The 15061-nt window shown below is 60.2% G+C and carries 8 protein-coding genes; 6 read left to right on the forward strand and 2 right to left on the reverse strand.

Annotation, left to right across the window (positions count from 1 at the left end; translation table 11 throughout):
• The first annotated feature begins 79 nt into the window (after positions 1 to 79).
• The 4 genes from HY011_23160 to HY011_23175 all read left to right on the forward strand — a co-directional run bounded on the left by HY011_23160 (position 80) and on the right by HY011_23175 (position 9174).
• Positions 80 to 2782 (forward strand): hypothetical protein, encoded by a 2703-nt coding sequence (locus tag HY011_23160; protein ID MBI3425838.1) that lies wholly within the window; start codon positions 80 to 82, stop codon positions 2780 to 2782.
• Positions 2783 to 2886: 104 nt separating this feature from the next.
• Entirely contained in the window at positions 2887 to 6015 is a 3129-nt protein-coding gene (locus tag HY011_23165) for a hypothetical protein (protein MBI3425839.1), read from the forward strand.
• 181 nt (positions 6016 to 6196) lie between these two features.
• The gene (locus HY011_23170) at positions 6197 to 6715 is read left to right on the forward strand and encodes a hypothetical protein (GenBank protein MBI3425840.1); all 519 of its coding nucleotides are present in this window, start codon (positions 6197 to 6199) and stop codon (positions 6713 to 6715) included.
• Positions 6716 to 6759: 44 nt separating this feature from the next.
• Positions 6760 to 9174 (forward strand): VCBS repeat-containing protein, encoded by a 2415-nt coding sequence (locus tag HY011_23175; GenBank protein MBI3425841.1) that lies wholly within the window; start codon positions 6760 to 6762, stop codon positions 9172 to 9174.
• Positions 9175 to 9305: 131 nt separating this feature from the next.
• On the opposite strand, the gene HY011_23180 is transcribed toward HY011_23175, so the two are convergent.
• Positions 9306 to 12047 (reverse strand): protein kinase, encoded by a 2742-nt coding sequence (locus HY011_23180; protein MBI3425842.1) that lies wholly within the window; start codon positions 12045 to 12047, stop codon positions 9306 to 9308.
• Positions 12037 to 12618, reverse strand: a complete 582-nt coding sequence (locus HY011_23185) for a sigma-70 family RNA polymerase sigma factor (GenBank protein ID MBI3425843.1) — start codon at positions 12616 to 12618, stop codon at positions 12037 to 12039. Before HY011_23185 ends, HY011_23180 begins: the two co-directional genes overlap by 11 nt.
• A gap of 261 nt (positions 12619 to 12879) precedes the next feature.
• On the opposite strand from HY011_23185, the gene HY011_23190 reads away from it, so the two are divergent.
• Together HY011_23190 and HY011_23195 are read left to right on the forward strand one after the other, a co-directional pair.
• A complete protein-coding gene (locus HY011_23190) occupies positions 12880 to 13221 on the forward strand; it encodes a hypothetical protein (GenBank protein MBI3425844.1) in 342 nt (113 codons plus the stop codon).
• 106 nt (positions 13222 to 13327) lie between these two features.
• The coding region (locus HY011_23195) for a right-handed parallel beta-helix repeat-containing protein (GenBank protein MBI3425845.1) at positions 13328 to 15061 on the forward strand (1734 nt) is incomplete at its 3' end.

Genomic DNA, 15061 nt, shown 5'->3' on the forward strand with positions numbered 1-15061 from the left:
AACGATGGCGTGCCGCTGGCGTCCGCTGACGAAGCGACACTATTGATAGCCGGGGTCACGATCAGAAAAGGGGAAGGCCATGAATTCACGACGCAAATTTAAGCAGTTGCTCTTGGTGCTCGGCGTGCTGCTGTTGCCTGGTGTGAGTGCGCTTGTGCTTGTGGGGACTTCGACAGCCTCGGCTGTACTGCAGGCTATGCAAAAGCGCGAACAGTCACTCGATAATGATCAAGAGGATCGGGAGAAGTACCAACAAGAATTCCAGCGCAAACACACTGATCCATCTGGTCGTGTACGACCGGATCTATGGCAGCAAGGCATCGAGCACTTCAAGCGTATGAAGGCCGCTCCCCAAGCAGTACCTGGCGATGGTATTGGCACGCGCTGGACGCAGATTGGACCCGCCGGACTAAAGATCGACGCGGGCAATCAGAACGTGATGGGAAGTGGTCCCAACTCCGGCGAAGTGGTTGACATCGCGATTGACCCGCGCGGCTCGACCGACCAAGTAATCTATATTGCGACTAATGATGGTGGTATCTGGAAGTCTACGAATGGCGGCGCGAGTTGGAACCCCAAAACGGACTTCCAGACCTCGCTTTCTATGGGTGCAGTAGCGCTTGACCCCAGCAACCCGTCCATTGTCTACGCGGGAACGGGAGACATCTTTGAAGGCTCCGGGCGATATGGAGCCTCCGTCAATATCAAGGCTGTCGGCCTCTACAAATCGCTCGATGCGGGAGAGACGTGGTCGGCCCCCCTCAATCCCCTAATCAATCCCCCCAATCCCCGCGGTATATTCACAGGGGTGGGAATCAACCGCATCGTGGTGCCTGCTTCCAATGTGGTGCTGGTGGCGACGGGCAATGGGCTTTTTTGCTCCGTAGATGGTGGGCAAAACTTCGGCATTGCGCCATTCTTCAACAACAATCAGCCTGTCCTTGGAGCAAACGGCGTGTTCATCTCAGACCTCAAGCTGGACACCGCCTCCGCCTCGACTGTTTATGCGGCGGTATCAGGTCAAGGGATTTTCAAATCTACGGATGGCGGCAGGACGTTCCCAAGCATAAATAATCTATTTATGTCTGGGAACTCTCCCAAGCCTAACACGCCAACGAACTACCAGAGGATCGCTATCTCACAGTCCACTATGGTTGGCGGGGCAGTGAACAACCAAACGATCTACGCGAGCGTTGAGAACAATGATTCGAAGTTCAACGGTCTCTATAAAACGACTGACCTAGGCGGAACTTGGTCGCAAATTCAGCCTTACAATGTGTTCAGTTGCGGCAGTAATAATTGTGCCTACGACTTGACGGTCGGTGTTGACCCCCAAGACGCGATGCGTGTCTATCTCGGGTTTGTGAACATGTCCCGCTCCACCGATGGAGGTGCCAACTTTACGCCGATCGGCGGCAACGATATACACGATGATCATCACGCGCTCGTGTTTAGCCCGAGTTCGCATTGGGCGGGCCCCGCGCCAACCATGCTGTACGTCGGGACGGACGGCGGCATTGCCAAAAGTCAAAATGGAAATGATGGGAACTGGATGAATATCAATGACGGAATCGCGACCATTCTTTTCCTCAACATGGATATTGGTCGCGGGAGTGCCGCCAATAACGGATTCACCTACGGAGCAGCACAGGACATGGGAGTATCCGAGCACAACCCGTTGATACACACCGGCACCGAGTGGCACCTCAATACAGGTGGTGACGGTTTTGCTGTGGCGGTTGACCCTTTCGATGCGAAGAAGGCTTACGGTCGCTATAACAGCACAACCGTGATGACAACCAATGGGGGTACCAATTGGGCTCCTATACAAGCTTTAACTGGCCCGCCGAATGGGACATTCGAACTCATTGTGGATCCAAACAACGGCGCAACTCTATTAACAAGTGGCGGCACTCCAAGCAATCCAAACAACAACAATCAACTGTGGCGTAGCACGGACTCGGGCGCAAACTTCACCCGCATTCGCGCATTTCCAGCGAACGTCGTCCCATACGCTATCGCGACGGTGAAGAGCGACTCCAATACCCTGTGGGTGGGGCTGGCCGACGGTACAGTACAAAGCACATCCAATGCTCTAGCCCCGACCCCGACCTGGACAGCACATACCGTGACCGGTGCGCCAATTACTAGTCTTGGCCCGGTTAGTGTCGGTGCGCTCACCATTGACCCCACCAATACTTCCCAAGTCGTCGTAGTCTATCCCGGCTTCAGTAATATCAACCCGACCAATCGCACCAAGCACGCCTTTATGACAACTAATGGCGGGAGCACGTGGAATGACATCAGCGGAACAGACGGCGGCAACCAATTAACTAATTTGCCTGACCTGCCGTTAAGTTCCGTGGTGATTTATCCCGGCACATCACCTCACACCATCATTGTGGCGAGTGATGCCGGGGTATTGCGCACGGCGGACCTTGGCGCAACATGGCAGGTCCTCGGCACGGGCCTTCCTATCGTGGTCTGTACCACGCTGGCACTTGACTCCACCGCTGGCTCAATGCTGCTACGCATTGGCACATACGGTCGCAGTGCCTTTGAGTTGACCATCAACGCGATCTATGTGGACTTGGCGAATACGACTGGAAATGAAGACGGCTCGCCTGCTCATCCTTATCGCACTGTTGCGGGGGGGTATGCGGCGGCCGTAGCGGGCGACACGATCATCATTCGCGCTGGCAATTATCCTGAGATTATTTCGTTTAACAAAGCCGTCACTGTCAGGAGTGAAGGCGGCACAGTAAATATCGGCAAGCCTTAGCTCGGCTTTTCGCCTACGTGCGGCATTGGGCCACGGAAAGATGATGACTCAGACCGCCGACTGAAGCGCCAAGCGCGGCAAGGTACTGAGTCAGGAGACTGATTATGTTGAGAAGCGCATTACCCAAACACAGCCACACTAAACCCAGCTCACGCCTCTGGACGCTGCTGCTTACGCTCGCGCTGCTGGCTGCCTCTGCCTTGGCGCAAAGCACTGCCTTCACTTATCAAGGCCGGCTGACCGATGGCGGCGGCCCGGCTACGGGCACGTATGACCTGCAATTCAAACTCTACAATGCGCTCTCCGGCGGCGCGCAAATCAACTCGACCGTCACACTCGAAGATGTCGCGGTGAGCACTGGCATCTTCAGCGTGACGCTCGATTTCGGCGCGGCGGCCTTTCCCGGCGCGAATCGCTGGCTGGAAATCGGTGTGCGTCCAGGGGTGAGCACTGGCGCATTCACGATACTCACACCATGCCAATCCATTACCTCGACACCCTATGCCATGCAGAGTTTGAATGCGGCGAGCGCGAGCAATGCGACCACAGCCGTCAATTTCAGCGGGAGTTTGGCGGGCGAGGTGATGGGAACGCAAAGCGCGACGGTCATCGCCAACAACGCGGTGACAACGCCCAAGTTGGCTGATGGCAGCGTGACCAACCCGAAGCTAGCCGATGGCAGCGTCAGTAACGCGAAGATTGTGGATGTTGCGGGAAGCAAAATCACTGGTGTGCTCACCACGGCCACGATGCCCGGTGCGAATGTCACGGGCGCAGTCGCCAATGCCACCAATGCCGTCAATGCGACGACCGCTACGACCGCTACGACCGCGATAAATGCCACCAACGCTACCAACGCTACGACCGCCGTCAACTTCAGCGGTGCGCTGGCCGGGGATGTGACGGGCACGCAGGGCGCAACGACTGTCGGCAAGCTGCGAGGGCAAACAGTGGCCAGCACGGCTCCGCTCGGCGGGCAGGTGCTCAAATTCAACAGCACGACCAACCAATGGGAGCCGGATACCGACAACGTTTCTGGCGGGGGCGGGGGCGGCACGATCACGGGGGTCACGCCGGGCACGGGCTTGAGCGGGGGCGGGGCGAGCGGCAACGTCACCCTGAACATTGCGAGCGGCGGCGTCGGTACGGCGCAATTGGCTGACAATGGCATCACTGATGCGAAGATCGTTGCGGTGAGCGGTGGCAAGATCACCGGCGCGGTAGCCAATGCCACGAACGCCGTCAATAGCGCGAATGCAACCAACGCCACGAATGCAACCAACGCGACGAACGCCACCACAGCCCAGAACTTCAGCGGCGCACTGGCTGGGGATGTGACCGGCAATCAAGGCACGACCACGGTGGCGAAGCTGCGGAATCTGCCGTTGCCAACGCCGGTGCTGGCCGATAACGGCAAGGTCTTGCGCTACAAGAATGACGGCGTCAACCCAGCGAGTTTTGAATTGGTGGCGGATGCCAATTCTGGTGGCACGCTCACCGGCGTGACCGCTGGCACGGGCTTGAGCGGTGGCGGCACGAGCGGGACCGTGACGGTCGGCCTCACACCCGGCGGCGTCAGCGTTACCGAGCTAGCCACAAATGCAGTGACGACCGCCAAACTGGCCGATGGCAGCGTGACCGATGCCAAGATTGCCACCGTCGCGGGCAGCAAAATTACCGGCACGATTCCGGTGGCGGCCGTGCCCGCGAGCAGTACGAATTACATTCAGAACACGACCACATCGCAGGCCCTTAGCGATTTCAACATCAGCGGCAATGGCACTGCAGGCGGGACGCTCTCGGCTACCAGTGTCATCGGCTCTAGCCCACTTGGCAAAGGAGTCTATGGCAAGAGCGGCGGTGCGAGCCCGACGACCGCCGGGATCTTTGGTGAGAACACCGCCAGTGGCGGCACTGGCGTCGTGGGCAACGCGTTGAACACGAACAGCGCGGGCGTGGCTGGAGTCGCCGACCCAAGTGGAGGCACGGGCGTGTACGGAAGAGGAGCGGTAAACGGCGTCTCCGGCAATAGCACCAGCGGGCGCGGCGTCTATGGTGGAACCTCATCGGGGTCTTCGACGCAAGCGGGAGTATGGGGAGAGAACAGTGCCAGTAACGGCACGGGAGTCGTGGGCAACGCGTTGAATACGAACAGCGCGGGCGTGGCTGGAATCGCCGACCCAAGTGGGGGCACAGGCGTCTATGGGAGAGGGGCAGCAACGGGTGTCTCCGGCAACAGCACCACCGGCCGCGGAGTTTATGGTGGGTCTGCAACCGGAAGCCCGACCATCGCCGGGGTCTGGGGAGAAAACTCAGCCTTTGCTGGTACGGGTGTCGTGGGAAATGCTTCGAATACGAATGGTGCGGGCGTGGCTGGAATCGCTGACCCAAGTGGAGGCACGGGCGTGTATGGGAGAGGAGCGGCAACCGGTGTCTCCGGCAACAGCACGAACGGTAACGGCGTATACGGCGCCAGCAGCAGCGGCTACGGAGTTTTTGGGCAAAGCACCAACAATCATGGCATTTATGGCACTACAAACGCCGGTAACAGTTCTGGTGTGTATGGTCAAAATTATTCCGGCGGCGTTGCATACGGAGTAACTGGCGTTGGCGAAAGGGGCGTGCATGGCGTTGCAACGCTATATTATGCCGGTTATTTCGACGGGACCGTAATTGTGACAACCGAGCTATATGTGTATGGCACAAAGAATTTCAAAATTGATCACCCGCTCGACCCGGCCAATAAATACCTGGTCCACGCGGCTATCGAGTCGTCGGATGTGAAGAACCTATACGACGGCACCATCACCACCGATTCCAACGGCACCGCGACTGTCACCTTGCCGAGCTACTTTGAAGCGCTGAATCGCGACTTCCGTTACCAGTTGACCGTACTCGGCCAGTTCGCGCAGGCCATCGTCGCCAGTGAGATTGCGCATAACCAATTCACTATCAAGACAGACAAGCCGGGTGTGAAGGTTTCGTGGCAAGTCACCGGCATCCGGCAGGATGCGTATATGAAGGCCCACCCAATGGTCGTCGAGCAAGACAAGCCGGAGAAAGAGCGGGGCACCTATCAGCATCCCGAACTCTTTGGTCAGCCCGAAGAAAAAGGACTTTCATGGGCGGACGATCCCGTGCTGATGAAGCGATTGAAGGAAGAGCGCGAAGGCCGACAGCGGGAACAAACCAACAAAGCCGCTGCGCCAGCCGCGCGGCCCAATAACCAGTAAGCTGCTGCGCAGGCGATCAAAAATCCTGCTGGCGAATTCGCCGAGTGTCCGACAAGCTGCCAGCTTGTCGTGGTCTCGACTACGGAATCAATGGGTTTGACGGCCAAACCTGCGACAAGCTGGCAGCTTGTCGGACAGCTTCCGCCCAACCGACAAAGTTGGGCGGTGGAGGTAGCCTCGTATGACAACGCAGCAGATTCTCTTAATGGATTGCCTGTATCTGGCCTTGCTAGGCGCAGTCATCTACTTCACGCGTGCGACGGCGTGGCGCATCGTGGGGGCACTGGCCGGCGGAGCGGCGGCGGGGTTGCTGGCGCTGGGTGCGATTGTGTTCGGCGAGGCGCAAGGTTGGTGGCGGGTGCCGTCCGGCTCGGTGCCGTACTTCCGGCTGCAGTTGTACCTTGGGCTTGCCATCTCGATGACCCCAACCTACCTGATCATCTGGCGGGTGGTCCGACGGTTCGGGTGGCGCGGGCTGGCAGTGTTTCTGGGCGCGGTGGCAGTCATCGGCCCGCCGCGTGATTACCTGATCGTGGCGGCGTTCCCGGAGTGGATGGTCTTCGCACCGGGCGTCGCACCCGTACTGGCCGACGCCGCGACGTATGTCGGCATAGTCGCCCTGGGGTACGCCGTGATGCGCCTGGTCGCAGGCCCCGCCCAGAGTGATCGGCTGGCGCGCCGGTCGCGGGACGCCGCCTGATCCGCAGGCGATCAATCATCGCACTTGATCCAAAGGACAAAGTTATGAAGCTCCCAACCAGACGTTATCGAATCGCCCTGCTCTGCGCGCTGCTGGCGCTGTCCGGCTTGACCATTTACGCGCACCGGATGCTGGAGAGCACGCGTCGTGCGGCCAGCCTGTCCGCAGCGCTCGGCCAGCACGTGGGCGTCAATACAGCCAGAAAACCAACTAAGGCTGCTGAACTGGCAGCCAGCCAGCCCATTGAAACGGCGTTTGAGCCGGTGCAATCCGGCGGCAGTTACAACCTGACGCAAGCCGTCCTGCCAGGCGGCGGCGGCACGAGCACGGGCGGCAGCAATGAATTAACCGGCACTGCCGGCCAGAGCACGTTGGGCGCGTCGAGCGCCGGCAGTTACTCAATCTCTGGCGGCTTCTGGGGCGGAACCGCGAGCGGCGGGTGCACGACCATCACCATCTCACCGGCGACATTGCCCGGCGGCACAGTTGGCACGAGCTACAACCAAACACTGCTGGCCAGCGGCGGTGGCGCGCCTTACACCTTCACGCTCACGGCGGGCGCGTTGCCCGGCGGTTTGAGTTTAAGCAGCGCTGGGGTCTTGAGCGGTTTGCCCAATGCAGGCGGCACCTTCAACTTCACAATCACGGCCACCGATGCCGGCAGTTGCACGGGCACGCAAGCCTACGCGCTCACGATCAACACGCTACCAACCATCAGCACGGTTGCAACAACCCGGCAGCAAGGCAGCGCGCTTTCCAATTCCAGCATCGCCAATGTCAACGATGCCGATCAAACGGCCAGCACGCTCGCCGTCACGGTCAACGGCGGCACAACCGCGACCGTCAACGGCGTGGCGGTGTCGGGCCTCAGCATCAACGCGGCAGGTGTTGTCAGCGCCAACGTGAGCGCCGCTTGCACAGCGACCAACGCCAACTTCACGCTGACCGTCACCGACAATGCGGCAGCTTCGGTCAACGCAACTCTCAATATCACCGTCACGGCCAACAGCGCACCGTCGCTGAGCTATGGCAATCAAGCAGTCAGTGCGGGCGGGGCGCTCAACGTTTCCCCTGCAAGCGCCATTGACAACGGCAGCATCACCGGCTTCGCGCTGGTCAGTGTGACGCCTGCGCTAATCACTGCGCCAACTGTGACCGGAGCGGGCGTCGTCGTTATCACCAACGCCGCGCCAGCGACCATTCACACGCTCATCATTCGTGCGACGGACAATTGCGGCGCGACGACCGATGCTTCGTTTACGCTCAATGTGGGCTGTCCCACGATTACGGTCAATCCGGCCAGTTTGCCCGGCGGCACGACCGGCGCGGTTTATCCAAATCAGACGTTTATGGCCAGCGGCGGCGTGGCACCGTACAGTTTCAGCGTCAGTATGGGGGCCTTGCCGAACGGCTTGACGCTCTCTGGCGCAGGCGTCTTGGCAGGCACGCCGACCACAGCGGGCCTCTTCAACTTCACGATCACAGCCACTGATGCCAACATTTGCCTGAGCGCCCACACATATCCGCTGACGATCAATCAAGCGGTACTGGCTAAAGCCAAAAAAGCCGATTTCGACGGCGACGGTAAAACCGATCTGAGCATTTTCAGTCCCAGCGCCGCGCCGCCGCTGACGAATTGGAGCGTCATCAACAGCAGCAATGGCCTGACCGTCACGCAGCAATGGGGCGCGGGTTATGCGCCTTACTTCGATGACATCGTGCCGGGCGATTACGATGGCGATGGCAAAGCCGATCACGCCATCTGGCGCGGCGCGGATTCGATCTGGTACATCCGCAAGAGCAGCGACGGCCAAGCCATCCTGCAATTCTGGGGCGCGAACTACGCGCCGTATTTCGACATCCCGACGCCCGGCGATTACGACGGCGACGGTAAGACCGACATCGCGGTCTTCCGGCGCAGTGGCACCTGGTTCGTGCGGCGCAGCAGCGATGGGCAGAACATGATCGTCACGCACGGGCAACAAGACGACATCCCGGTGCCCGCTGATTACGATGGCGATGGCAAGACCGACCTGGCTGTTTTCCGACCTGGAGCGATTGCGCCTGCGCCCAATTGGATCATCCTGAACAGTTCGACCAACACCGTGACCAGCATTCAATGGGGCGCAGGCTATGCGCCGTATTTCGACACGCCGGTGCCGGCGGATTATGACGGCGACGGCAAAGCGGATTTGGCGATCTGGCGCGGGGCGGATTCGATCTGGTACATCCGCAAGTCCTCGGACGGGCTGCCTATCTTGGATTTGTGGGGGGCGAATTATGCGCCGTACTTTGATATTCCGACGCCGGGCGATTACGACGGAGACGGCAAGGCGGATATTGCAGTGTGGCGGCGCAGTGGCACGTGGTTCGTCAAACGCAGCAGCAATGGTTCATTTCTGATTCAAAACCAAGGGCAAAGCGGCGATGTACCTGTGCCCGCCTATGGGGTGAGATGATGTTTGTCTGGCACCATTGACTAAGACTTGGGCCATTCAATCGAAAAGCTGCGGCCTCTCGCGCCATTGCTAAGTGAGAAGCCGCAGCTTTCGTGCCGACCGACAGTTCTTTACTTTGGTTTGCCGCCACCTTATTGAAACCCCACTTGCTGCAAGAGGGCGGCGAAACGCGCGTCCGCACGCACCGGGTCGAACATCGGATCTGTTTTCAACCCGCCGAGCACCGGACTGCGTTCGGCCAGGCACTTGGCCAACCAATCGAAGGTGGCATCCACATCGCCCAGCCCCACCGTCACGCCGGCTTGGGCAATTGGAGGCACGTAGGTGTGCTGAGCCATTTTATTCAATTGCGCCAGCGCTTGGAGCGCGTCGTCACGATGGCCCGCCAGCCCGCAGGCGCTGCCATACAGCCCGATCAGGCTCGCGCTCTGCGGCGCCAGCGCCAGGCCCTTTTGAAATTCGTTCCGCGAGGCTTCGTACTGACCGAGCAGACGATAACAAAAGCCCAGATAGATGCGGGCTGTCAGGTAATTCGGTTCGCGGCTGAGCGTCTGCTGCAACAGGGCTTGGGCTTCGCCGTAACGGCGCGCCCGATAAAGCGCCACGGCTGCTTCGGTGTTGGCCACGGGCGAGAGCGGGTCGAGTTGCAGCGCGAGTTGCGTTTCGTGCACTGCCTCGTTAAGGCGTCCCACATTTTCCAACCAGCTTGCATACCAGCCATGTGCCGTCGCTGAATTCGCATTCAAGCTGAGAGCGCGCTGAAATTCTTTTTCCGCCTGCGGCCAATCCCAGTAATAGTCGCTGATGATTTTGCCCAGCGCCGTATGCGCCCCAGCCAGCCCTTCGTCAATACGCAGGGCCTGGGTCACGGCCTCGCGGGCCGCCGGGTAAACTTCGCCGGGCGGGCGCACGTGGTAGGTGCCGAGCGTGATGTAAGCGTCAGCCAAACCGACATACGCCAGCGCGTAAGCCGGGTCTTTTTCGACGGCTTGCTGAAAGAGCGCCAGCGCCTGGCGCAGGCCATCTGGCGTGCGTTTGTTCCACTGGTAACTGCCTTGCAGATAGAGCCGGTAAGCCGCCGGGTCGGTGGTGTAGCTCTTGGCGAACTCCGGGTGCGATGGATCATTGGGCCGCAAGGACAATTGCTGCGCGACGTCGCGGGCGAGTGCAGTGGGCAACGTTTGCACTTCAGCCAAGGGGCGCTGGTATTGCTTGCCCCATAAGCGCGTGCCATCGCGCGTGTCGGTCAATTCGACATTGACGAGCAATTCGCCCGCCTGCGCCTGCACACGCCCGCTTACGACGGCGCGCACCTTGAGGTCTTGGCCCACTTGCATGGGCGCGGCGGCCCGGCCTTTGTAAGTGAAGACCGCCGCGCCGGACAGCACGCGCAGGTCTGGCAGCAGCGCCAGTTGATTGATCAAGCCATCGGTCAACCCGTCGGGCAGGTCTTGCAATTGCGCGTCGTGCGTCTGATCGGCGAAAGGCAGGACGGCAACCGAAGGCTGCTCGCTCTCCCAACGCAGTTGCGCAGCCTGTCCGCCGCCCCAGCGCAGTGCCGTTCCCCAGTTGCGCCAGCCGCCCGCGCGGTAAAACAACCAGCCGCTCAACGACAACAGCACCACCAGCGCCACCACCCAGACGCGGCGACGCGTGCCGCCGAATAGATGAATCAGACTTTGTTTCGTTGGGCGAATGGGCTGCGCAGTGGTTTGATAAGTCAGCCGCTCGTCCTGCGCTTGCGCTTGGCCCACGAACATCTCCAAATACGCCGCTTGGCTGGGACGTTGAACTGGCGCAGCCAATTCCTGTTTGAGTGCAGCCAGGGCGGCGCCGAATTCGTCGGCGTCTCGATAACGGTCGGCGCGGCGCTTTTGCAGGGCGCGTTGCACGATGGGTTGCAACCCGGCGGGCAAGCCGGGCAAATGCGCGGCCAGCGGCGCGGGTTCTTGGGTGAGCAGGGCGGCGAGGGCGTCACTGGGCGTCTCGCCCGCAAACGGCACGCGACCGGTCAGCAGTTCGTAAAGCACTACGCCAAGGCTGAACAAGTCCGCGCCACCATCTACTTCCAGCCCGCGCGCCTGTTCGGGCGACATGTATGTCAAGGTTCCCAGCACGGCACCGGGTTGCGTGCGCAGGGCCGAAGAAGTGGTCGTGTCATAGCTCGGGCCAGCGGCAGTCGTGTCGGTCAGTTTTGCCAGGCCGAAGTCGAGAACTTTGACGTAACCATCGGCGCGTTGCATGAGGTTTTCGGGTTTGATGTCGCGGTGCACGATGCCCGCGCGATGCGCGGCGGCGAGCGCCTGGGCGGTTTGCCGCACGATTTCGAGCGCCGCGCCCAGCGTCAGTTGACCCGCTTTCAGCAAGGCGCGCAGCGTTTGGCCTGCGACAAATTCGGTGGCGATGAAATGGACGCCCGCCGCTGCGCCAATTTCGTAAATGGTCAGAATGTTCGGATGGTTGAGCGCCGAGGCGGCGCGCGCTTCCTGGCGAAAGCGGCTGAGCCGCGCGGCATCCTGCGTGTAACGCGCGGGCAATAGTTTGAGGGCGACTTGACGGCGCAAACGCCGGTCGTGCGCCAGATAAACCACGCCCATGCCGCCGCGCCCGAGTTGGCGAAGGAGTTGGTAATGGCCCAACGTCAAACCGGTACGTGAGTCTTCGCCCGCCAGCCAATCGGCGGCCAATTCCCCCGGCGGCGCTTCAATGAAATTTTCAGCGCGTTGTTGGAAGCCGAGTAGCGATTCGAGTTCATGCCGCAAATCGTCATCACCCGCGCACGCTGCGGCGAGAAAAGCCGCGCGCTCGGCAGGCGGGCGTTCCAGCGCTTCGGGCAGGATAGCGTCAATGCGTTGCCAGCGTTCAGGCGTCATCGGCTGCACCTTTGCTCATTTCCCGCAACAGCCAGACTTTCGCTGTATTCCAATCGCGGATCACGGTGATGGCCGCGATGCCGAGCGCTTCGGCGGTTTCTTCGACGCTCAGGCCGCCGAAATAACGCAACTCGACCACGCGGCTTTTGCGCTCGTCGAATTTCGCCAAGTCCTGCAAGGCATCGTCGAGCGCAAGCAATTCGTCGGCGCGTTCAAGGGCGACGCCGGCGGCTTCGTCGAGCGAGACTTTGTGCGCCGCGCCGCCGCGCTTGGCAAAATTGCGCGAACGGGCGTGATCCACCAGGATGCGCCGCATTGCCTGCGCCGCAACGCAGAAAAAGTGCGCGCGGTTCTGCCACGAAATCTGCTCGTGATCCACCAGCCGCAGATACGCTTCGTTGACCAGCGCCGAAGTTTGCAAGGTGTGTTCCCGCCGTTCGTGGCGCAAATAGGCGCGCGCGATGCGCCGCAATTCGTCGTACACCAATGGCATCAGGCGGTCGAGCGCCGCCCGGTCGCCAGCGCGCCAATCCAGCAGCAGTCGCGTCACATTGATTGCGGAAGAATCCATCGAGCGCTCTTTCGTTGTGTGTGCAAGCAGGTCTCTTGCAGGGAAACACATTCATTGGAAACGCGCGCAGTATAAAGGCAAACCCGTGCGGCGGCGAGGCAGCGGCAATCCTCAAAAAATTATTTCAGCGTGATGATAGTTGGCGTGTCGTGTTCGCGCCTCTCTTAGTGAGCGGCAAAGAATGACCGGCCTCGATGCCGAGAGCACGGACAAACAATCGCTCAGACGAATGAATTGAACACGCAACCAAGGAGACAAATCATGACGAACAAAATTTTTACGGGCCTAACCACTTTGAGCCTGCTTATCGGGTTGTTATTCGTGGCCACCGGACACGCCCAGATTGATGTGCGCAAAGCGCCGCCCGTCAAGCAAAAGGTGCTGCTGCCTTGCGAAGCCATCACCAAGGATGTGGCGACAACGCTGTTCGTGACCAACAGCACACAGCAAGCTTTGCCGGTCAATCAGGTGATCTATTACAGCACCAACAAGAACCAGAATGGCTACTTCAAATCCAGCAGCCAAGTCGCGGCGGGCCAACTGACCAGCTATCCGTTGACGGCGGGTTCCGGCTCGTCTTGCCAAGCCTGGATGTTGAAATAAGCGTCACTGTCCAGCCACTGAAACCGCACAAGCAAAAGAAAAGGGGGACGCCCAGGGCGCGCCCCTTTTCTTTTGCCCAAAGAGAACCAACCAAGGAGAGCGAGAGATGAAACCGAACGATGCAGGCAAAGCGATTCACCCAAACCACACGACGAGACGCTGGCGGCACGGGCTGGCCGCGAGCGCAATACTGTTCGCCGCGATCTTCAATCTAAGTCAAGCGCGTCACGTGACGGCCTCGTCCGCCACCCCGCAGATGAACAAAACAGCCGGTGCGACGATCACCGTCACCAGCACGAGCGACGCTTTCGCCCCCGACGGCGTTTGCACCTTGCGTGAAGCCATCACTGCCGCCAACTCCAACATACAGGTGGATGTTTGTGCCGCAGGCCAGCCGGGCTTGGACACTATCGTTTTCAACATCACGGGCACGGGTGTGCAGACGATTCACCCGACCAGTTCGTTGCCGTACATCACCGAGCCTGTGTTGCTGGATGGTTACTCGCAACCTGGCGCGAGCGTGAACACCCTGCCCGCAGGCGACAATGCGGTGTTGAAGATCGAAATCGAGGGGAGCAACGCGGGCGCTCAAGCCACCTGTATCGTTTTGCAGGACGGCTCTGACGGCAGCACGGTGCGCGGTCTGGCGCTCAACCGCTTTGGCAATGCCGCAGCCATCAATTTGCAAAACACCAGCAACAATCTGGTGGAGGGCAATTTCATTGGCCTCGACGCGAGCGGCACGGCGGCGCTGCCCAATCAATATGGCATTTTCATTGACGTCTTTAATGGCGTCACCGCCAACAACCTCATCGGCGGCGCGGCGCCCGCGGCGCGTAATGTCATTGCCGGAAATTTCAATCGAGGCGTTTTTCTTGGGGCAGTCACGGCCACTACCATCGAAGGCAATTTCATCGGTACCAATGCCGCAGGTGTGCAGGCGCTGCCAAATTTTGCCGCCGGAGTCTCTGTTAGCAGCGGCAGCGGGAATATCATTCGCGGCAACGTTATCGCCGGCAATAATGGCGCGGGTGTGGTGCTCGGCAATGGCAGCGGCGCGAACAACCAAGTCAGCGGCAATGCCATCGGCGTCAATGCCGCCGGCAATCCGCTCGGCAACTCGGGACCGGGCGTCTGGATTTACGATGGCCTCTTTGCAGGCGATACGAACAACCTGATTGGCGGCACGGCGGCGGGCGCGGGCAATCGCATCGCCAACAATGGCGGTGACGGCGTGCGCATTACCAACTCCCACGGCTTTGCCGAAACGGGTCACGCGATCCTCGGCAATGCCATCTACAACAACGGCGGCCTCGGCATTGATTTGAAAGACGACGGCGTGACGGCCAACGATAACGGCGATGCCGATGCCGGCCCGAACAACCTGCAAAACTTCCCCGTACTCGCTTCTGTCAGCGCGACGGGCGACATTCAAGGTTCGCTCGACAGTTTGGCTGCCAACACGACCTACCCGGTGCGTATTGAGTTCTTCGCCAACACGACCTGCAACGCTTCCGGCAACGGCGAAGTCTATCTCGGTTTCATCAACGTCAACGCGCCGAGCAACTTCACCGCGTCCGTCACGCCGGTGATGGGCAAATCGTTCGTCGCCGCCACCGCCACCGATGCCAATGGCAACACGTCGGAATTCTCGGCCTGCCAGCAAATCGCCGGCAACTGCCCCGTGATTACGGTCGACCCGGCCAGCTTGCCCGTCGCCGTGGCGGGCGTGACGTTCAACCAAACGCTCACGCAAACGGGCGGCACGGGCGCGATTGCCTGGAGTGTGAGCGCAGGCGTATTACCCGCAGGTTGGACGCTCAATGCCGGCACGGGTCAA

It is taken from the genome of Acidobacteriota bacterium (assembly GCA_016196035.1).
Lineage (GTDB): Bacteria > Acidobacteriota > Blastocatellia > RBC074 > RBC074 > JACPYM01.